The following is a 21311-nucleotide window of genomic DNA, read 5'->3' on the forward strand; positions in this document are numbered from 1 at the left end:
GCGTCAATAAAAGGGCGCGCTGCGCGCGTCAGAGCCCGTCGGCGGGCGGCAGGCCCGTCTCGTCCGGCTCCGTCGGGCGGTGGCGCAGTTCGGTCAGGATATGCCAGACGGCGATGAACATGGCGGCGATCATGGGGCCGACGATGATCCCGTTCATGCCAAACAGATGCAGACCGCCCAAGGTCGAGATCAGAACGATGTAGTCCGGCATCTTCGTGTCCTTGCCGACCAGGATCGGGCGCAGGACGTTATCGACCAGGCCGATCACGAAGATGCCCACCAGGACCAGCACGATGCCCTGCCAGATGGCGCCGGTCGCCAGCAGATAGATCGCCACGGGCACCCACACGAACCCGGTGCCGATGGCGGGCAACAGCGACAGGAAGGCCATCAGGACAGCCCAGAGCAGGGGGGCGTGAATGCCGAGGATCCAGAAGGTGATGCCGCCCAGCGCGCCCTGCACGACCGCGACGACGACGCTGCCTTTCAGGGTGGCGCGGATGACCGTCGTGAATTTCTCGAAAAGCATGGCGCGCATGTCGGGCGGCAGCGGCACGGATTCGCCGATCTTGCGGGTCAGGGCGTAGCCATCGCGCAGCAGGAAGAACGTCATGTACAGCATCACGCCCAGCGAGATGAGAAAGCCGAAGGCGCTCTGGCCGATATTCAGTGCCTTGCCGGCGATCATTTGCATGCTGTTGGCGAGGCCGGTGGTGATCTCGCGGGTGATGGCGTCCACATCGCCCAGGCCAAATCGGTCCAGCAAGCCCATCGCCCAGGGCGGAAGCGCGGCATGGGCCTGTCGCAGCATGGCGCCCGGGTTGATCTCGCCCGACTGGAACTTGGCGTAGCTGCTCGATGCTTCCTGGATCAGCGAAATTCCGATCAAGGTCGCGGGCATGATCACCATGACGAGGATGATCAGAAGGGTAATGCCGGCGGCGAGGTTCCTGCGCCCCGGGGTGCTTCTCAGCAAACGGTGATAGACCGGGTTGAAAACGACCGAGACGGCCACCGCCCAGAGGATCGCGCCAAAATATGGCCACAGCACCAGCGCGAAGGCCAGCGACGTGCCGATCAGAAGAAACAGGAAGGTGGATTTTTCCAGACCCCGCACGGCAACCCCTTGAATAATCTTGTGAACGGCGTCCCCACAGGCAGGCGGGCTCGCTCCGGCCCTTCCGCTCGGTTGAATTTAGGCGCAGTTCGCCGTGGCTCCAAGGGAAGTTAGCGGCCGGTACCGCTATTCCGCCGCGCCGCGCCTGGCATCCAGTTCGGCTTCCAGTTTCTGGCGCATCTTGAACTTCTGGATCTTGCTGGTCGACATGGGCCAGGCCGTCACGAAGCGCACATGCCGGGGCACCTTGAAGCTCGCGACCTTGCCCTTGCAGAAAGCGATCAGATCGGCCTCGCTGAGTTGCTCGCCCGGCTTCAGTTCGACAAAGGCGGCGGGCACCTCGACCAGGCGGGCGTCGGGCAGGCCGACGACCTGCGCCAGCTTCACCGCCGGATGCTCCTGCAGCAGGCTCTCGATCTCGGCGGCGGCCACGTTTTCGCCGCCCACCTTCAGCATGTCCTTGAACCGGCCGTGGAACATGATCGTCCCATGCTCGTCCAGCGAGCCGATATCGCCGGTGTGCAGCCAGCCGCCGCGCAGGGTCTGCGCGGTCTTCTCCGGATCCTTGTAGTATCCCTGCAGGATGTTGACGCCGCGCACGCAGATCTCGCCGCGCTGGCCCACCGGCACGGGCGCGCCGGTATCGGGATCGCGGATTTCCACCTCCTGGCCCGGCATGGGCGAACCCAGGCGCGTGTGACGCAGATGCTCCGGGCTGTCGAGCGGCGAGGTGCAGACCGTGCCCGAGGCTTCGCTGAGGCCATAGGTGCCGACCTGGATGCACTGCGGCATCGCCTCGCGCAGCCGTTGGGCGAAGCCGGGCGGCTGGACCGCCAGGCTGCTGTTCATCAGCCGGACCGCGCTGAGATCGGTGCTCGCGAAATCCGGGTGATTGATGAGGTCCGAGATGATGGTGACGAAGCAGGCGTAGTTGATGGTGGCGCGCGAGCTTTCCAGCAGCTTCAGCGCCACGCCGGCGTCGAAATAGCCCATGGTCACATAGGCGCTGCCCATGTCGAAGCAGGCGCAGATCGGGAAGGTGGCGGCGATGTGGAACATGGGCAGGGGCGACCAGAAGCTGTCCGCCTCGGTCATGCCGTAGGCCTTGGCCATGGCGCGTCCGTTGCCGATGATCGAGCGGCCGGTGATCATGCAGCCCTTGGGATTGGAGGTCGTGCCCGAGGTGTAGAGGATCATCGCCAGATCGTCGTCGCCGACGGCGGCGACCCGGGCGTCGATGTCGCCGTCCGGCACGGCGGCGGCCTGGTCGTGCAGCTCGGCTTCGGCGACGAATCCCGCCGCGCGCTCGCCGCCCAGCAGCAGGATGTTGCGCAGCATGGGAGCCGAGGGCAGCGACAGCGCGCCCGCGTCGGCCGCGCCCGACAGGCCGGGCAGCCCTTCGCCGAGCCGCTCGATGAAATCGACGCCGTCGGCGACCTTGCCGGTGGTGACGATGGTCACCAGATCCGCGTTCTCCGTCACATAGGCGATCTCGCTGCCCCGGTATCGCGCGTTGATCGGCACCATCACCGCGCCGGCCAGGGCGATGCCGAACATCACCTCGAGGAACTCGAAACTCGTCGGCAGGAGCAGTCCCACATGCTCGCCGGGCCGGACGCCGAGCGCGACGAGCTGCTTTGCCCGCAGGACCGAACGGCGATGCAGTTCGGCGAAGCTCTGCTTGCGTTCGGGAAAGATGACCGCGTCGCGGTCGGGCCAGGTCGCGGCGGCGCGAACGAGAAGGCGCCCGAAGGCGTTGATCGGCTGTGTCATCGTGATCCCCGTTTTTCGTGCCGATGAGTTTAGAACATCGGTTGGCGCGGCCCTAGAAATGATGGCGGCGTCTCCGCCTTTTCCCTGCTATTTCTCGCCCTCGATATATCGGTCGAGCTCGTTGTGAAAATGGCGAAGGCGCTGTTCCTGCTCCGACCACAGCGGTCCCTTGAACGCCTTGCTGCGCAGGCCCTTCTGGACCACCGGCAGCAGTTCGGAATCCTGGTCCAGCACGAGGCCGAGCTCCGGCGGCTCGCCGGTCGCCTTGCGCTCGATATCCGGGCGTTCGCGCCCCGAACAATCGGTGCCTTCCGGCAGGCCCATCCAGTCCGGTACCTTGAACAGCGGATTGTCCACATGGCGCACCAGGGTCATGGTGTCGTACCAGAAGCGCTGCGGATCGTCCGGATGCGGCATGAAGCGCATCAGGAACGCGCCTTCCGGATGCATGCCGAACTGGACGTTCGGGAAGATGCCGGTCGCGAAGCTGTCGGTCAGCTGGACGTCCGAAAGCCCCTCCCATTCCAGCCCGAACTGGCGGGACCAGTCCCGCTTGACCGAGGCGAGGGCAGGGCGCACGTCACGCGGACCCCCTTTGAAGGCCTCGGGCTCCAGTCCGACCGAGTTCAGCATGTATTGCAGGCCCTCGTTCACCGTCTCCTGATCGGGGAAGTGCGGACTGGGCTGGCCGATCGGCACGATCATGCGGCTCATGCCATTGGGATAACAGTCGAACTGGCAGTTGATGTCGCCCATGATCGGCTGCGTCTGCGGATGGACGGACCCGAGATGATAGGTCTCGTAGAACGCGTCGATCCCGGTCTTCCAGTTGGCCGCCCACTCGCTGCGCACATGGCGCACCACGTTCATCTTGTCCACATGGAAGGACTCCATGTGATCCGCGACCGGCCCCAGGAAATCGCGCAGCGGCCGTGGATTCTCATCCATGGTGATGAAGATCACCCCGGCCACGATGCCGAGGGACACCGGCACCAGATCCGGCGCCTGCGCCAGCACCTCGGGGCGGAAGGTCTCGGCGTCGGTCACATGGGCGAGGGCGCCGTCGATGGTCCACTGCCAGGAATGAAACGGACAGGTGAAGGCGCCGCTGACTCGGCCGAAATCGGCCTGCACGAGGCGGTTTCCCCGGTGGCCGCAGACATTGTAGTAGGCGGCGATGTCGGCCGCGCCCGGTCCGGTGCGGACGATGATGAAGGATTCGTGCAGCAGGTCGTAGGTCAGGAAATCGCCGGTTTCGGGAATGTCCGAGGCCACGCCCGCGATGGTCCAGACCCGGCTCCAGAGGCGCTCCCATTCCCGCGCCTTGTAGGCGGCGCTGTAATAGCGCGACGGGTCCTTGGTATCGGTCCCGTTGTCCACGTAAGCGGCCTTGTGATCGGCTGCGCTGTCCGGTGCCTCCGGATTGAGGGCCGGTCCGCCCTGGTCGAGATTGTAATCCATGAACGCGTCTCCCCGGTCGCCTGAGATCGGACCCTATCATAGGCCGCCAGACGCCTGAAGGGACGAAAAGAAACAATACTTCCTGCATCGTGCGTCGACAGGTGCAGGCGGCACTTTAGTTGCGATGAAAAAATCGATTTTAGATCATATGGTTATAGACCATACCTTCAGTGGCTGGGAAACCATGGATTTGAATTCTTAAAAACAGACGACATTGATTTTTATTTTGTCCAACGGTAGTATTCCCGGCACAGGTAACCGGCAATGGTCGGAGAGACCTCATTGATTTGCCCGTCGTTGCGACCGGCCTTGGGCCAAACCGCGGCGATGCGGCGTTAGCATTATCCGAGCCCCTTCGGATATCCTTGGGGTCCGGTGCTTCGGTGCCGGACCCCTTTTTTTATCCCGGAAGTCTGGTGAGTACCGACAGTTGACGCGCACGGTACCGCACGCCACTCTGACGGCCTGCATCGGTTGGGGAGGCGTGATGACGGGACTTCTGGAAGGCAAGGCCGCGATCGTGACCGGCGCGGCCAGCGGCATCGGCGAGGCGAGCGCCAGGCTCATGGCGTCCGAAGGCGCGCGCGTGCTCGCGGTCGACCTTCCGGGCAAGCCGCTGGCGCAGGTTCACGCCGGCAGCCCGTCCATCATCTGCATGGATATGGATGTGACGGCGCTCGGCGCCGCCGATGCCATCGTGGCGGCGGCCATCGACGCGTTCGGCAGGCTCGACATCCTGTTCAACAATGCGGGCACCGTCGGCAAGGGCGGCGTTGTCGAAACCCATGACGAGGCCGACTGGAACTTCGTCATCGGCCTGAACCTGACCTCCGTCTACCGCCTGTCCAAGGCGGCCATCCCGTTCCTGAAACAGAGCGGCGCGGCCCGGATCATCAATGTGGGATCGGTGCGCTCCGATTTCGCCGATTCCGGCGCGGTCGCCTATACCTCGACCAAGCATGCCGTCGCCGGCCTGACCAAGGTCCTGGCCTGCGAACTGGGCCCTTACGGGACCGCCAATTACATCCAGCCCGGCGCCATCCTCACCGGCATCACCTCGCCCGCGTTCGAGCGCATGCCCGACTATGCAAAGTACTGGAAGGAGCGGGCGCCGGTCGGCCGTTTCGGCGAGTCCGAGGACATCGCCAACGCCGTGCTCTATCTGGCGTCGGACGAGGCGGATTTCGTCAGCGGCATCGGCCTCTGGGTCGATGGCGGCGCGGTTTCGCATTACTGAGGGGAACGGACATGCCACGGGAAAACAGGCTTCTCGGACGGGTCGCTCTCGTCACCGGCGCGGCCAGCGGCATCGGGCTGGCGACCGCCACCCTGTTCGCCGAACAGGGCGCGAAGGTTCTCGCCAGTGACGTACCGGGATCGCCTCTGGCCGAACGCTTCGCCGGCAATCCCAACGTCGCGTGCGTCTACAAGGACGTCAGCGACGAGGACGCGCCCGAGGTACTGGTCGGCGCCGCGATCGAGGCGTTCGGCCGGCTGGACATCCTGTTCAACAATGCGGGCATCTGTCCCACCGAGCCGTATCTGGAGCAGTCGCAGGCGACCTGGAACCGGACATTGGCCATCAACGTGACGGCGGTGAACCGCCTGACCATCGCCGCCGCGCCCCATCTCAAGCAGAGCGGCAGCGGCCGTATCATCAATACAGGCTCGGTCCAGTCGCAGGTTGCCGGGCCGACCCTGACCGCCTACACCGTCTCCAAGCACGCGCTCGCCGGCCTCACCAAGCAGCAGGCGCTTGAGCTGGGGCCGTTCGGGATCACAGCCAACTACATCCAGCCCGGCTTCATCCTCACCGGCATCACCGAAACCTTCCTGGCGACGGCGCCCAAGGCCGAGGCGGACGCGTTCGCCCAGTACTGGAAGACCAAGGCGCCGGTCGGCCGCCTGGGCCAGCCCATCGACATCGCCCGCGGCGCCCTGTTTCTGGCGCTGGAAAGCTCCAGTTTCATCAGCGGCATCGGGCTGCGCATCGACGGCGGGGCCATGGCCCGGCTGTGAAGGTGAGGTGAGGCCGCCACCGGCGCCGCGGCCGCCCGCGATCAGTCCGCCGTGGCGGGCCGAGCGGTGGCCGACGAGCGTCTAAAGGGAATACTGCCCGAAGCCGGAGGAGGGGTGACTTTCGTCGTCTCCGCGCTAGAACCACCGGGGCTCACGATTCGTGATTGCTGCAACGCAACGACTGGGGCTGTCCTACCTAAGTACCGTGCCGTGAAGCAGCTTGCTATCTCGCGTGAAAAATAATCCTGCGAGACTGCCGGGAATCCGGGCTCTCGCTGTCCGGTTCCGCATTCGGCGCTGTCCCTCGCCATAATGGCGGTTGACGCTAAAGGAAACAGTCTCCAAGAATTTTATATCGCTGTCGGATATGTCGGCTTCGGCCAAAATCCATTTGGGGGAAATTCATGCTGAAGCACGTAGTGAACGGCGTCATTTTTGCGTCCTTGTTGGCTCTGCCAGCCTGCGGCGGCGGATCAGGCGTCTCGCCGACACCGACGCCTACGCCTGTACCGATGCCTACGCCTACGCCTACGCCTGTACCGACGCCTACGCCCGTACCGACGCCAACCCCCACTCCGACACCAACACCGACGCCCACTCCGACGCCTACGCCCACGCCGACAAATGACTCCTTATCTAACCTGACAATAGATCAGAAATTCTCGGTCCTTTCGGTTGAATTGAACATGGGCATTACAGCCCAGGGGAGAGCGTTTTCACCGGTTAGAAACATCGAAGGCTTCAACGAAAATAATTCAGTTACCTACGACGTCGAAACGGACAGTTTCAGGCTTCGTATTGCGAATGCCTTGACCAGCTTAGACGAAACCTTCCTGCCCACGGATATCGATCCGCGAAGCGACGCAAGCTTGACCGTTTATGAAGGCGCCGGCGGGGATCGAATGTATGTGATGCTCAACGCTCAAGAGGCGATCCTGAACCTAAACTATGTGACCTTCGGGAACTGGATCGACACAACCGGCGATAACAACGATCTCGCCACAGGCTACGTGGTGTTCGGTGTGCGGACGCCGGTGTCCGCGATGCCTGGCAGCGGGACGGCGAGTTACGCGGGACAGACGGCCGGAACCATGGTCGATGCCAAGGGCAACGTCTACACGGTAAGCGGCTTTGGCACTTTAACAGCGAATTTCACCGCCGGCACAGTGAATGGCGATTTCAACAGAATGGGGGCATTGGCAGTTCAGACAGCTACCGTTGTTCCTTGGCGCGATTTCACTACCACCGCGGACATTAGCGGAAGCAGCTTCACCGGTTCGGCGGCTACGAAGGACGGCAAACTGACGGGAACCACGCGAGGCGGCTTCTTCGGGCCGGTCGCGGAGGAGATTGGCGCCGTCTGGACTCTCAGCGGGCCAGGCGAGAACGCAACTGGCGCATTCGTAGGCAAGAAGTGAGGCCGAAAATGAAATTGATCATCACTAAGGCTGTTGGCTTTTCCTTAGTCGCATTGACTGCGGCTCTCACCACGATTTCAGCGAATGCGGCTTGCACGCCCGATCCGGCAGCCTCCGGCGGGACGGTTACTTGCTCCACTTCCGACACAGACGGTTTTCATGCGACGAGCGATGGCATTCGCATCGACGTCTTGGACGGCGCGAGCGTATCGAATGGCGCCAATAATGCGATCGATTTGCTGGACGACAATGGCCTGCTGAACAAAGGCACGATCACGGCTTTGTCCGGCACGGGCATTGCCGGGGGCAACAGCAACCAGATGTATCTCGATTTCGACACGGGCTATTCTGGCATCACTAACATCGGTGAAATAAATGCTTCCGTGGGCATTTCTGTCGGGATTAATAACTCGGTCGAAAACGTTGGCGAGATTAATGCATCCCAAGTTGGTATCATTGCTGGGGAACTCAATTCTGTTACCAATGCCGGAGCCATTACTGTTGGCGAGGGGGGGGAAGGCATCCTCGTGACGGGAGTCGGCACCAGCATACGAAACAGCGGCGTAATAGACTCCGAGGGTGATGGTGTCGTGCTGGCAGCAGGCAGCAGCCTTAATAATTCGGGACGTATCAATGCCATAGATAGCGCTGTTCGAGTATCTGAAGGTTTGGAGCAGTTTGGACGTCAGGTCAGCATATCCAATAGCGGCGTCATTGTGGGTAATATCCTGGGCAGTGACACATCGGACTCGGTGACGAATGTTGGATTGATCGAGGGTGATATTTTCCTCGGCGCCGGAAACGACGATATCACACTCGCTCAACCATCGGTCACGAAGGGGCATATCGACGGTGGCGCAGACGGGGACGCGATCACGAGTTCTCAGTCAGTAGCCTTTGAGGGGCGCATTACTAATATAGAGGTTCTTCTGGTCTCTCCGGATAGCAACCTCATCATGAACCTCACTGAAGCGTCCGTGATCGATAGATCGACGGTTTCGGGTACTCTTCTCCTGGATGGCACGCTGACCGGCGACATGATCGTAAACGATATTGGTGCCCTAAGCGGTGCAGCAACGCTCAACGGCAACTTGACGAATGACGGGCTGGTTGCAATGGGTAATTCGATAGGCATCCTCTCCGTTTCAGGCACATATACTCAAAGTGAAACAGGCAGCTTGTTCGTGAAGCTGGGAAGTAACTCTGCCGACACGCTGGCTGTGGGCGCGGCAGCGAACCTCAATGGTAATTTGCGGACAGGTCTGCAGGGCGATGATTTTGCTGGTGTCGTAGGCAAGAGCTATACGGTTCTTACGGCGTCCAGCGTCAACGGTACGCTGGCGACTACGGGACAACAGCAGCACGGCTTCTGGACTGTCAATGTCGAGCAGACCGGCAACGCCGTCAACGTTACCGTCACCGACGTTACCGTGCCACTTGGCGCCATGAACACATCGAGGGATGTCCTTGCTGCCGCGTTGGCCGCCGCGACGCCTTTCCCGCCGGGTGGAGGCATTGTCGTCGAAGGCGGCAGCAGCACCCTTCCGATTTTCGGGGGTATTCACGCCACTAACGAAACGCTCCCGGTCGATCCTGGCAGCATCAGCGGTCTAGGAGACGACGAAGGGCAGGAGGCCATGTCGTTGCGTTACGACAGCATGGGCGACTGGGAGAGTGCGGCGGCGGCTCATGTGGGTAGCCTGAATACGCTTGGTCCGCGCACCCCTGCCGGCGCCATGCCGAAGACCGGCTCCGGCACTTTCGAGGGCACGACCCGGGGCGAGCTGACCGAGACGGCGTCGCCCGAGGCGTTCGTGGTCGAGGGCGACGTGCTGCTCACCGCCGACTTCGCCAGCGGCCTGGTCAATGCCGACTTCACCGGCATGGAGAAGATCGACTCCCGGGGCGTCACCTCGGCCTGGGTCGATTTCCGCGCCCGCATGTCCATCGCCGATGGCACCAGCGAATTCGCCGGCACGGCGGGCAGCGAGGACGGCGTCTGGAACGGCGAGGCGAAGGGCGGCTTCTTCGGCGACGAAGGCGGCATGCCCGGCCATGCGGCCGGCCTGTGGTCCATGTCCAGCGCGCTCGGCCGGGCGCTTGGCGGCTTCACGGCGAAGCGGCAGTGAGGCCGCGCGCGGCCGCACGGGCGCGCGTGCGCGCATGAGGGCTGGCTGGCTCAAGCGGGCCGCCGCGCCGGCGGCCCTTGTCCTTGCCCTGTGCGCGTCCGCCGCGGCGGAGGAGGCGGCGCCGCCGGCTGCGGGCGTCTCCGTGCCGCTCGAGAAGCTGCCCGAGGTGATGACGCCGCCCGAGGTGATCGAGGTCGCCAAGCGCCTGATCCTGGCCGGGCAGACCGATCCGGCGCGCCGTCTGCTGGAGCGCATCGCGCCGCAGGCGCCCGATCCGGTGGAGGTGCGGTTCCTGCTCGGCACCATCGCCGCCGCCGAGAAGCGCTATGGCGACGCGGTGAAGATCTACCGCGACATCCTCACCGACAAGCCGGGCATCACCCGCGTGCGGCTCGAGCTGGCGCGCGCCCTGTTCCTCAACGAGGAGGACGAGGCGGCCGAGCATCATTTCCATCTGGCGCTGTCCGACCAGCCGCCCGGACCGGTGGCCGACAACATCAAGATGTTCCTCGACGCCATTCGGGCGCGCAAGGATTTCCGCTGGACCGTCGGCTTCTCGGTCGCGCCCGACACCAACATCAACGTCGCGCCCGAAGACGAGCGCGTCGACCTGTTCGGCCTGCCGTTCATCCTGGACGAGAACGCGCGCCAGCGCTCCGGCGTCGGCGTGGTCGTCTCCGGCGGCGCGGAATACTCGCCCGATCTCAGCCAGCGGACCAAGCTGGAGAGCAATGTCTATGTCCGCCATTCCGAGTACAAGGGCGGCGCGTTCGACGACACGCTGGTCTCGGCCGGCATCGGCCCGTCCTTCCGCTGGTCGCGCACCACGATTTCGGCGCAGGCAACCGGCTATTACCGCTGGTATGGCGGCGACGCCTACAACCGCGCCCTGGGCGGCCAGGTCACCTGGGAACAGGACATCGCCCGCCGCTGGCGCGCCTCGGCCACCATCGGCTACCAGCAGGTCGACTATCTGCTCAACGACCAGCTCGACGGGCCGCTCTATTCCTTCACGGCCACGGTCACCTACGGGCTCAGCAGCCGCTCCTATCTGCGCGGCATCTTCGCGGTGAACTACGAGCGCGCCGACGCACTGGCGCTGCGCAACACGGAATGGCGCTACGGGCTGGGACTCTACCGGGAACTGGGCTGGGGCATCATCGCCTACCTGCAGCCCGAGATCACCTTCAACCCCTACAAGGGCATCCAGCCCGCCTTCAACCGGCGGCGCAACGACACGGAATTGCGCGTCGGCCTGTCGCTGATCAAGCGCGACATCAATCTGTGGGGCTTCTCGCCGGAGCTCCGCTACACCTTCGTCAAGAACCACTCCAGCATCGACTTCTACGACTATGACCGCCACCGGGTGGAAATCGGCGTGTCGCGGAAATTCTGATATCGAGGACCAGCATGCTCAAGACCGTTGTGAATGGAATGATTTTCGCGTCCCTGCTGGCGCTGCCCGCCTGCGGCGGCGGCACCAGCGTGACACCGACGCCCACCCCGGTGCCGACGCCCACGCCGACACCGGCTCCCACGCCTACGCCGGCTCCGACACCAACTCCGACGCCCACGCCGACGCCCACGCCCACGCCTACGCCTACGCCGACTCCTACGCCTACGCCGACACCGACACCGACACCGACACCGACACCGACACCGACACCGACACCGACGAATGCGTCACTGACAGGCCTCGTCGTGTCTCAGACGTTTCAGGCGGCGACCGGCCAGATGACCTTCATCAGCAGTGTGGGGACGAACGTCGACTTCCCCGAGGTGTCGCAGGAGAGCTTCGCCGCCGGAAACACCATTATCTACGATGCCGACAACGACAGCTTTCGGCTGAACATCACCACGGGGCTGGCCCAGGTCGATGCGACGTTTACACCGGACGACATCCAGGAGACACCCGAAACCCGGATCATCTATTACAGAAACGGTTCAGCCACCTTGGTGCTTGCGAAGGCTGGCGACGAGGGAACAGGTCTCAGCTATGTGACAACCGGAAACTGGAGCGTTTCGCCCTCCCTGGGCTCGGAAAGGGGATATCTGGTCTTCGGCATACCCACCTCGGATGACAGCATGCCCATTACCGGTTCCGCGACCTACGCGGGGTTAGCCGGCGGCTATCTGGTGTCTTCAGGCCAGCAGTTCGGACTGCGGGGAACGTCGAGCCTGACGGCGGACTTCGCGTCCGGCGTGGTGAATGGCGAGCTTGTCCTGACGAAACAGGCCCCCCTGACCCAGGAGGAGACACCCTGGAACGCCTTGAGCGTTACGGGGACCATTGCCGGAAGCGGTTTTGAAGGCACTGTCCAAAGCGGGGATGGTAAACTGACGGGGCCCGTCTCAGGCGGCTTCTTCGGGCCAGGCGCGGCTGAAACCGGCGGAAGCTGGTCGGCGGAAAGCACGATCGAGCATGCGACCGGGACCTTCACCGGAAAACGTTAGTAACTGTGGCGCGGACACCCTGCCGATCCCGCGGGATCGGCGGGGAACGCCGGCTCGATCGTTCAACCCACGATATCCTTGAAGTAGTCCGGCCGTCCCGCGGGCCACATCCAGCCCATCTGGGACATGCCGCCGTCGACCGTCAGCACTTCGCCGGTGATGAAGTTGCCGCTGGGGCCGGCCAGGTAGATCATGGCCTCGGCCACGTCCCAGGCGGTGCCCATGCGCTTCATCGGGTTGCAGTTGGCGAAGGTGACCAGCGCCTCGTCGGAATAGACGTTGAAGCCCGTCGTCTCCACCGAGCCGGGCGCGACGCAGTTGACGCGGATGCCGAACGGCGCCCATTCGGTGGACACGGTCTTCGACATGGCGATGATGCCGGCGCGCGCCGCGCAGGTGTGGCCCGATTGCGGCATGCCGCGCGCCACCGTCGCCACGTTGTTGATGATGTTGCCGCCGCGCTGGCCGGTGTCGCGCCAGCGGATGGCGGCTTCCTGCATCATGTACCAGGTGCCGTTCAGGTTGAGATCGATGACCGAGCGCCAGCCCTTCTTGGTGAAGTCGATGGCGTTCTGCACGAACTGGCCGCCGGCATTGTTCACCAGGCAGTCCACCTTGCCGAAGCGTTCCCAGGCGGCGTCCATCAGGGCGCTCACCTGGTCCTCGTCGCGGATGCTCATGGCGTGCGTGACGATGGTCTTGCCGAGGCGCCGCTCGATGCCCTCGGCCGTTTCGTCCAGCATTTCCTGGCGGCGGCCGCAGATCATCACCTGCGCCCCGAGCCGCGCCGCCAGATAGGCGAGCGTCCTACCCATGCCCGTGCCGCCGCCGGAGATCAGGAACACCTGTCCGTCGAGCAGATCGCTCCGATACACCGTGGGATGGACGGCGAGCGCGTCGTCGTCCAGGCCCCACTGCTTCAGGGCGATCTTCTCCTCGAGGGTCAGCTCCTTGTCCACCGGCCCCGTCCTTACTGGTTCAGGCGTCCCAGGATGGACACGCTGCAGATGTTGCGGTTGGGAATGCCGCCCAGATTGTGCGTCAGACCCATGACCGGATCCTTCAGCTGCCGCGCGCCCGCCCGGCCGTTGATCTGGTTGTAGACCTCGTACGCCATGCGCAGGCCCGAGGCGCCGATCGGGTGGCCGAAGCACTTCAGGCCGCCGTCGATCTGGCACGGAATCTCGCCATCCGCGTCGAACTTGCCGTTCAGGATGTCCTTGTACGCCTCGCCTTCCTTCGACAGGCCAAGGTCCTCCATCACCACCAGCTCGGTGATCGAGAAGCAGTCATGCACCTCGGTCAGCGAGATTTCCTTCAGCGGGTCCTTGATGCCGGCTTCGGCATAGGCGCGCTGCGCGGCCATGCGCGTGGTCATGGTGTACGAGCCGTCCCACGAATTGTGGCCCATCTCGACGCCGTTGGACGCGGCGAGCTGCAGCGCCTTCACCACCACGGGATTGTCGAAGCCCATCTCGCGCGCCTTCTCCGGCGTCGTCACGATGGCGCAGGCCGCGCCGTCCGACACGCCGCAGCAGTCGAACAGGCCGAGCGGGAACGATACCATCGGCGCGTTCAGGATCTTGTCCATGTCCACGGCCGACTGCAAATGCGCCTTCGGGTTCTTGGCGCCGTTCTGGTGGCTCTTCCACGACACATGCGCCATGGCGCGCTTCAGATCGGCCATCTCGACGCCGTGCTTGGACGCATAGGCGCTGGCCAGCTGGGCGAACGAGCCCGGCGCGGTGGAATTGGGCTGCCACAGATCCTCGAACGTGCCCTTGGTGCGCTCGGGCAGGCCGCCGTAACCGGTGTCCTTCAGCTTCTCGACGCCCAGCGCCATGGCCACGTCGCACGCGCCGGCGGCGACGGCATAGACCGCGCCGCGCAGCGCCTCGGTGCCCGTCGCGCAGAGGTTTTCCACCCGCGTCACCGGAATGTTCGGCAGCCGCAGCGCCTGCGACAGCGGAATGGCCGACTTGCCCACGTTCTGCTCGTCGAAGAACACGCCCAGCCACGCCATCTGGATGTCTTCCTTGGAAATGCCGGAATCGGCCAGCGCCTCGGTATAGGCCTCCAGCATCAGATCGTCCGGGCTCGCGTCCCAGCGCTCGCCGAACTTCGAACAGCCCATGCCGATGATCGCTACCTTGTCACGAATGCCAGCCATCTCTCGTGTCCTTTCGTTTGTCTCGCTGCGAGTCTGCCAGAGTGATCGGCGCTCGGATCATGCCGCCGGTGCGGCTTTCCAGAAATAGCGGCGGAAGCCACGGTTGTTGTCGAAGTCCTTGATGCGGAACACCATCTTGACCTTGCTGCCGACCGAGATGCTGCCCTGGTCGAAATCCGTCAGGTCCATATAGATGTTCCCGCCCTCGTTGAAACCGATATTACCATATTGCAGGGGCGGGTTCGGCGAATAGGCCAGATTGTCCTCGGTGAACGTCTTCACCGACGCTTCCAGATCGGCGAAGGCGTGATCCTCCTGGGTGCCGATGGCCTGGCAGTTCGGGTTCACGCACACATTGCTCTTGGGGAACTGCACCGTGCCGCACTGGGTGCACTTGCCGCCCAGGAACGAGGTGATGCTGTCGCGCTTGCGATAGAACGCGCTCTGCGCCGTGCGGTTGTCGCGCTCGGCGCGGATGCCCCATTCATAATTGATCTGGCCGTTGAACGACAGGAAGCGGGTGTAGTTGGTGTCTTCCGTGCCGCGCGCCAGCTGGCCGGTCACGCCGCTGCGCTTGGGCAGCGTCTTCAGCGAGTCGGTGGTCTCGAAGATCAGCACGTCGGCGCCCTGGCCAAAGCCGATCACCATGATCTTCTGGCCCGGCTCGGCCTGCTCCAGCGCGTGCACCAGCATCAGCAGCGCATGGGCCACGCCGGTCTCGCCGATCTCGGCGTTCAGATTGCCGCGCACCGCCTCGGCCTTCACGCCGATGCGCTTGGCCTGCCGGGCATCGAGGCCCTTCTGGCTGGACGGCATGATGAAATGATCGATCTCGGCGGCGCTCACGCCCGCCTTCTCCAGCGCCTTCTTCGCCGCCTCGGGCACGATCAAATCGTACCCCATGTCGCGGATCCAGCGCTCTTCCAGATTGTAGTCGTATTCCGCGTTGGCCGACCGGTAATGATCGACCAGGTCGCGCGCCAGCGAGTGCGAGCCCAGGAAGCGGGCGATGATGCCCTCGGTGCCCAGCAGCAGCGCGGCCGCGCCGTCGCCCAACTGCATCTCCTGCGCGCTGCCCGGCTTGGCCACCCGGTGGTCGGCGGCCAGCACCAGCGTGGCCGCGCCCGCGCGCAGCGCCTGGATCAGCGCCGTGGTGCCGGCGCGCTGGGTGGCGGTAACGTCGATGGATTCGCTGTTCTCGTCCAGGGTCAGCGCCGCCAGCACGATGCCCGCATTGTGCCGGTCGGCGAAGGGCAGGGTGGTCGACGCCAGCGCCACGCCGTCAACGCGCGCCCGGTCAAAGCCGGTCAGGCAGTCGCGCCCCGCCTCGACCGCCATGGTGACGGTGTCCTCGTCCCAGTTGCACATGGCCTTGCTGCCCTTGCCCATGCCCTTCAGGGCCGGGTTCATCCAGGCATTGGCGGCGGCGATGGCCGCGCGGTTCAGGCGGCGCTTGGGCAGATACGCGCCATAGGCGGTGATGCCGACAGAGGTCATGCTGTGCGTTCCTTGTGAGGGAGCCGGAAGGTGGCGGTAGTCTTAGCGGGGGAGGGCGCGGGGGGCAAGCGGTAGAGCGGTTGTGCTGTAATGGAAGAAATTGGCCGTTGTATGAATGGCCCTAGTATCGTTGAGTGGTTGGTATACTCAAATCATCAACGGAGGAGAGATTAACATCGCGTAAGAGGGTTTTTTACGATGGACAGGGTTAGCTCCGACCGGCGTAGCGAGAACATGCGTCGGATCAAGAACAAGGCTACGGTACCGGAAATCGCTGTTCGTCAGGCGGCTTATGCGCTAGGTCTGCGCTTCCGTCTCAATCGTAAAGATCTTCCCGGTAAACCTGATCTGGTTATGCCGGGGCGAAGGATCGCTATATTTGTGCATGGCTGCTTCTGGCACCGTCACACCAACTGCCCTAATTGTACGACGCCGCAAACCAGGATGGAGTTCTGGAACTCCAAATTTGCGGCGAATGTCGCACGAGATGCAAGGTGTGAGCAGGCGCTACGCGATCTGGGTTGGCAGGTAGAGGTCATTTGGGAGTGCGAAACTAAGGATCGGTCGCGTTTGACCGACAGGCTGCGGTCGATAGTCGGCGTCACTATGTAATATTTCTGGCTAGCGTTGATGGGGCTAGCCTTTTCTGTCGCGACCTGGCAGCGTGGTATGAGGGCATGAATCGGGCGTATATGTGATTAAAGGACTCGACATATTTTGTGGTGCCGGCGGCAGCAGCGCTGGGGCCCGGGCAGCTGGTATAGAGATGCGGGCGGCCATCGACATGGACGCCGTCGCCACTCGGACCTACCAAGACAATTTTGAAGGTGCGCATGTCGTCACTTCGCGTCTCGAGGAGATCAGTTTATCAGGATTGAAGCAGCACATAGGTCAAATTGATCTGCTTCTGGCTTCTCCCGAATGTACTAACCACACCTGTGCAAAAGGGTCTGCACCGCGCAGTGAAGCGAGCAGGGCCACAGCTATGACAGTCGTCGAGTATGCTCGCACCTTTCGCCCTCGCTGGTTAGTGCTTGAGAACGTCGTGCATATGCGACCTTGGTCGCGATACGGGGAGCTCAAGCGAGAGCTTGAGCTACTCGGGTACAATATTGGGGAACAGATTCTCAACTCTAAGGACTATGGTGTAGCGCAGAGTAGACGACGACTGTTCATCGTTGGCGATCTTGCGCAGGAGCCAAAAATGGTGAGCCATCGGCGCCGAGGCCGAAAGCGCAGTGCCGCTTCCATCCTCGACCCCGATGGATGCTGGCCGACAACTCCACTGAGAAAGCCGGGAAGAGCTACTGATACTCTTGCAAGAGCCGACCGCGCTGTCGCCGCTCTCGGAGAGAACACGCCCTATTTAATCGTCTATTACGGTACCGACGGTAGCGGAGGATGGCAGCCGCTCGCGCGGCCTCTGCGCACAGTAACGACTGTAGATCGGTTTGCATTGGTAACCCCGACTGACGAAGGGCCCCGAATGCGAATGTTACAAGTGTCGGAGCTTCGGCGCGCAATGGGCTTTGCGCCAAGCTATCTTTTTCAGAACGGTACCCGCCGGGATCGCATCCGCCTTCTTGGAAACGGTGTATGCCCTCCAGTAATGGAAACGGTAATCCGAACACTGATCGATGGGCAGGGACAGGCCAGTAGCGCCAGTTGAAGATCAATGTGGGCGATGGACGGCGTTACTAATTCATTCGATTTACAACCTATCGAAATTCGATAATTCCCGGCCGCGTAGAGAAGTTTGCGGAGTGGGTCGCAATTTCCGAAGCAAGCGCTTCGCGAAGACGGCCAACACGCTTCAGCTTTAATGTCTGCGAAAGTGGTAGGCCGATGCGGAAGCGCAAATTAACTAAGAGTACGTATCTACGCGAGGCCGCTAACAGAGGTGGTGTTTGAAATAGCCACTCCGATTTAGCCGGGGTGTCTCTGAATTGACCACCATTCTTGAGGTCCGTATCGTCAAATGCTGACTCGGATATCGCGACGGCGAGAAGGCCATCTAGAACTCGTAGCTTACCGTTGGAGTGATCACACGGAGCACCTAGTTGTATGAACCGGAACTTGCATGCCTTTGAAAAGGCCTGTTTAGCTTGGTTGGTCTCTAGGCGGTTTTGCTTTAGAGGTACAAACTCCTTGCTCAGCAGGGCTGCCTGCTTGGTCTTCATAGCAGGACCAAGGTAGTTCTTCACCAGAGCGAACGGTGCATCGAAGATCGCGCCGAGCGCGCTTCCCGCATTATCGGGAGAATTTTCTATGTGGAAGAACGTGTTGAGCGCAGCCCGTTGCTGGTCATCCGGGGCAGGTGGAGGGGAAGCTTGGAGCGCGGCCTTCCATGCAGTTTCGGTATTCGGGACAGGTGCGCTACTATCCATCTGATCGGTGAGGACGGCGGACATGCCCCGAGTAAAAGCGCGAAAAGGATTGCGATCAGCTTCAGCCGCGCCGGCTGAAGCTCGACTGATCGCTTGGACGGCTTGTGCGACCGCGTCTCCCCGCTGCCGGCCATAGCGGCCAGATAACTTCGCGATCTGGAGAACACTGCGATCTGCAGCGTTTGTGACGGCGCGTTCCCAGTCAAGGAGCATTGCTAGCCCTGGGATGTCGCCATGAAGATCACGAAGTTTCTCCATCAGTCTTGGCGGGTCGTCGAGATGTCCGTCCTTCGAAAGACAGTACGTTGCACAAGGTCTTAAATCCTCTGCAAGATGCTCTTCCAGATAGTTGGTCAGCGCTTCGTGGGCGGCGCCATTTGCTGTCCATGTCACCAAGGCGTACGGACCATTGTTGGGGCTGATGAGCTTCCGGACGATAGTGACAATCGGAGAAAAGGTACGAGGTCCCAGGTTCGCAGCCGCGCCAGGCAAGAGGTTAATATCCATGAAGAGTATGCGGACGCCGGTCGCGAAAGGAACAGTTCGGTTATTGGCCCTTTCGAATTCAATGCATTCACAAAGCCCACCGAGGCCATCAAACGCTTGTTCGAGAGCCCGCAGATGTTCGATATTGTCGTCAACAGCAATAATCCGAGGCGCGATGATCACCGAATCCACTCCCCTTTGGAAAAGACTAGAGCCGTGACCGCTCCGTCATAGGCTCGTGGAAGGCCTACATCTTCGGCTTCCGGAAACGCAACGAAGCCCCCGCAGGCTTCCATTACAAGCCGCGCATAGTACATACCGATCCCCATCCCATCAGGCTTCAAGGTGATGAAAGGCTGCAGTATGTCGTCTGGCGCGAGCCGATAACCGGGGCCGTTGTCAGCGACGATCAAAGCGGGACCTTCATCGAAATAATTGCTGGTCGTGATGATAATAGCGCGACGACTTTTCCTCGCGTCTGTAGACCATCTCTGATCCAACCAATAGATTGAATTGTCTAAAATGTTTGAGATCGCACCCATCACTATGTTTCGAGGAACAAGGATTTCAAAGTCTTTTGTCTCCTTGGAGATGACGGGTGTCGACAGGATGATTTTATGTCGATCAAAGCGATCCGCGTTGAGTTGACATACCGTGCGGACCAGTTCCGACGCAGGGACGCGCGTCTCGGGAGTTTTACGAAAAAAGTTAGCGAAGCTGTCTAGCAACTCAATCAATGAGCCTGAGCGCTGCTGTAGCTTTTCCATCGGTTCACCTCGACGGATCGCAGCGTTTAGTGCTCGTACCCCATGCTCGACCTCGTGAAAAAGAGTAGCGACATGCATCTGCGTTGCGCCGGGGCGTAGGAGCGTATCCTGCATTTCCTGTACGCGTGTGCCAACTTTGTCGACAAGTTTCAAAATTTCTGGCCCGAGTGACCGCTTCTCGACTTCCTTGCGCAGTTCGGCGATAGCCGAATTTGGGCTGATGCGCGACTCCTGCCCATTTTTGGACAGGACCCTCCTCATTCGTCCCTTATCGATGGTGCGCTGACCTTCAAGGTGGGTGAGGCCGGATATCACAATCGCTCTCAGTCTCTGATACGCCAAGTTGTCGTCGAACCCATCTCGGCTTGTTTTCTCCCGCAATTCCGCGCTTAGATTCATGTCTAGACTGATCAGGCCCACAATGTTGTTATTGCTGATTGCACGGGTCGGTTGATTAACTCGCCGAAGGTCCAGTCCGAGCCAGTCGTCTCCCGGCTCGCCATAACTGTAGACCCTGATGTCGTCACGATAGACGCGGACGCCGCCATTTCCTTCCAGGAAGGTTGCAATCTGAGACTGCTCAGGGATAAATGCTGCAACCTCACGATCCTGATCGAAAACATAGAAGCTACCTTTCACCGGTCCTATACCCTCGGTGAATGCGGTGGGAACGATGTTGGGAACAGGCTTTTCCTCAAAAAACTCTTGGGCCAGCCGCTTGGGAAAAAGCAACGTCTCATGTGCGCCTCTTTGTTGGCGACCTTCCAGTCCCATTCCAGGCGGAGGTTTAAACGAATACTTCCAGCGGAAACCGTCGGCGTCGAAACAAAAATCGTATTCCCATAGAGCAATGTTCAGTATATCGCCGACGTCGAGCAATTCGTTTAGCCAAGATTCATTGCCTGGTACCACCAGCGAAACATCGAAATCGTCGGCTGTCGCAAATGGGGCGGATATCGATGTAACATTCCGCCAAAGACGTCGGACGTCTCCTCTAGTCCATGCTGATTTAAGGTCTGTAATCTCAATGCGGGTCCCGGTCTTACCCTTCTTGAAATACACCGAATCAGTCTCGCTGATCGAGATTTCAGTCTCGTCCATGTAGCGGCGGCCGATCTGTTCGGCCCAGTTAACGTCTACATGAAGTTCTGGACCACCCTTTGCCCGGGTCCACAACCGAATTCGATTACCCAGTTTGTGTGCTGCAAATCTACCGACGCCTTTTTCGCCAAGTGGAAGTCGCTTGAACTTAGGAGTTCGCATACCGCCAATACGCTGTATTTCGCGAACGTCTGCACCAGGTTCCAGCCAAACTTCAGTCAGCGTTTCGAGAGTCATGCCTGAACCGTCGTCGACGACCGAAATTGAGCCGGATTGTTGTTCGGGTGCGGTCAGAGTTACGATTACGGTATTTGCATCGGCATCATAGGCATTCTTGACCATCTCAAAGACAGCAAGGCGGGCATTGTCGATCAGCTGTTCACCGAGGAGGGCAAGGAGCCGCGCTCGAGGTCGAAATGCCTTCCGTACCTTTATCTTGGAAATAGGTTTCCTCCTAATTCGCCTGCGCCGTCGCTACTATTAGACTGTGAATGCGGCATCATGAGATTGACGGCGTGGTTACCAAAGTCAA

Annotated in this window: 17 protein-coding genes; 9 read left to right on the plus strand and 8 right to left on the minus strand. The window is 61.5% G+C overall.

What is annotated here, in order from left to right; translation table 11 throughout:
- Window positions 1-28: 28 nt before the first annotated feature.
- The 3 genes from WJU17_RS01900 to WJU17_RS01910 all read right to left on the minus strand — a co-directional run bounded on the left by WJU17_RS01900 (window position 29) and on the right by WJU17_RS01910 (window position 4351).
- Window positions 29-1117, minus strand: a complete 1089-nt coding sequence (locus WJU17_RS01900) for an AI-2E family transporter (RefSeq protein WP_346325655.1) — start codon at window positions 1115-1117, stop codon at window positions 29-31.
- Between the two features lie 126 nt (window positions 1118-1243).
- Window positions 1244-2890, minus strand: a complete 1647-nt coding sequence (locus WJU17_RS01905) for an AMP-binding protein (protein WP_346325656.1) — start codon at window positions 2888-2890, stop codon at window positions 1244-1246.
- Between the two features lie 87 nt (window positions 2891-2977).
- Window positions 2978-4351: an aromatic ring-hydroxylating dioxygenase subunit alpha gene (locus WJU17_RS01910; RefSeq protein WP_346325657.1), complete on the minus strand. Its 1374-nt coding sequence runs from the start codon at window positions 4349-4351 to the stop codon at window positions 2978-2980.
- Between the two features lie 487 nt (window positions 4352-4838).
- Between WJU17_RS01910 and WJU17_RS01915 the strand changes: the two genes are divergently transcribed.
- The 7 genes from WJU17_RS01915 (at window position 4839) to WJU17_RS01945 (ending at window position 12371) form a co-directional block, all read left to right on the plus strand.
- A complete protein-coding gene (locus tag WJU17_RS01915; protein ID WP_346325658.1) occupies window positions 4839-5588 on the plus strand; it encodes an SDR family oxidoreductase in 750 nt (249 codons plus the stop codon).
- A gap of 11 nt (window positions 5589-5599) precedes the next feature.
- Window positions 5600-6370 carry an SDR family oxidoreductase gene (locus WJU17_RS01920; protein ID WP_346325659.1) on the plus strand — a complete coding sequence of 257 codons (771 nt, stop codon included), beginning with the start codon at window positions 5600-5602 and terminating at the stop codon, window positions 6368-6370.
- Window positions 6371-6737: 367 nt separating this feature from the next.
- Window positions 6738-6998, plus strand: a complete 261-nt coding sequence (locus WJU17_RS01925; RefSeq protein ID WP_346325660.1) for a hypothetical protein — start codon at window positions 6738-6740, stop codon at window positions 6996-6998.
- A 58-nt stretch (window positions 6999-7056) separates the two neighbouring features.
- The gene (locus WJU17_RS01930) at window positions 7057-7788 is read left to right on the plus strand and encodes a transferrin-binding protein-like solute binding protein (protein ID WP_346325661.1); all 732 of its coding nucleotides are present in this window, start codon (window positions 7057-7059) and stop codon (window positions 7786-7788) included.
- An 8-nt stretch (window positions 7789-7796) separates the two neighbouring features.
- Window positions 7797-9917, plus strand: coding sequence for a hypothetical protein (locus WJU17_RS01935; protein ID WP_346325662.1), 2121 nt, complete (start codon window positions 7797-7799; stop codon window positions 9915-9917).
- 34 nt (window positions 9918-9951) lie between these two features.
- The gene (locus WJU17_RS01940; RefSeq protein ID WP_346325663.1) at window positions 9952-11313 is read left to right on the plus strand and encodes a surface lipoprotein assembly modifier; all 1362 of its coding nucleotides are present in this window, start codon (window positions 9952-9954) and stop codon (window positions 11311-11313) included.
- A 338-nt stretch (window positions 11314-11651) separates the two neighbouring features.
- Window positions 11652-12371: a transferrin-binding protein-like solute binding protein gene (locus tag WJU17_RS01945; RefSeq protein WP_346325664.1), complete on the plus strand. Its 720-nt coding sequence runs from the start codon at window positions 11652-11654 to the stop codon at window positions 12369-12371.
- A gap of 62 nt (window positions 12372-12433) precedes the next feature.
- Here the strand turns inward: WJU17_RS01945 and WJU17_RS01950 are convergent, their stop codons facing one another.
- Genes WJU17_RS01950 through WJU17_RS01960 form a run of 3 tightly spaced genes read right to left on the minus strand, consistent with a single transcriptional unit; the run spans window position 12434 to window position 16038 of the window.
- Window positions 12434-13330 (minus strand): SDR family oxidoreductase, encoded by an 897-nt coding sequence (locus tag WJU17_RS01950; protein WP_346325665.1) that lies wholly within the window; start codon window positions 13328-13330, stop codon window positions 12434-12436.
- Window positions 13331-13341: 11 nt separating this feature from the next.
- Window positions 13342-14541, minus strand: a complete 1200-nt coding sequence (locus tag WJU17_RS01955; RefSeq protein WP_346325666.1) for an acetyl-CoA acetyltransferase — start codon at window positions 14539-14541, stop codon at window positions 13342-13344.
- 57 nt (window positions 14542-14598) lie between these two features.
- The gene (locus tag WJU17_RS01960) at window positions 14599-16038 is read right to left on the minus strand and encodes a 3-oxoacyl-[acyl-carrier-protein] synthase III C-terminal domain-containing protein (RefSeq protein WP_346325667.1); all 1440 of its coding nucleotides are present in this window, start codon (window positions 16036-16038) and stop codon (window positions 14599-14601) included.
- A 198-nt stretch (window positions 16039-16236) separates the two neighbouring features.
- Between WJU17_RS01960 and vsr the strand changes: the two genes are divergently transcribed.
- Window positions 16237-16650, plus strand: coding sequence for a DNA mismatch endonuclease Vsr (gene vsr, locus WJU17_RS01965; protein ID WP_346325668.1), 414 nt, complete (start codon window positions 16237-16239; stop codon window positions 16648-16650).
- Window positions 16651-16732: 82 nt separating this feature from the next.
- Entirely contained in the window at window positions 16733-17707 is a 975-nt protein-coding gene (locus WJU17_RS01970) for a DNA cytosine methyltransferase (RefSeq protein ID WP_346325669.1), read from the plus strand.
- A gap of 49 nt (window positions 17708-17756) precedes the next feature.
- On the opposite strand, the gene WJU17_RS01975 is transcribed toward WJU17_RS01970, so the two are convergent.
- The gene (locus tag WJU17_RS01975; protein ID WP_346325670.1) at window positions 17757-19094 is read right to left on the minus strand and encodes a hypothetical protein; all 1338 of its coding nucleotides are present in this window, start codon (window positions 19092-19094) and stop codon (window positions 17757-17759) included.
- Entirely contained in the window at window positions 19091-21238 is a 2148-nt protein-coding gene (locus WJU17_RS01980) for an ATP-binding protein (RefSeq protein WP_346327371.1), read from the minus strand. Before WJU17_RS01980 ends, WJU17_RS01975 begins: the two co-directional genes overlap by 4 nt.
- Window positions 21239-21311: the final 73 nt, after the last annotated feature.

It is taken from the genome of Iodidimonas sp. SYSU 1G8 (assembly GCF_039655775.1).
Taxonomy (GTDB): domain Bacteria; phylum Pseudomonadota; class Alphaproteobacteria; order SMXS01; family SMXS01; genus RI-34.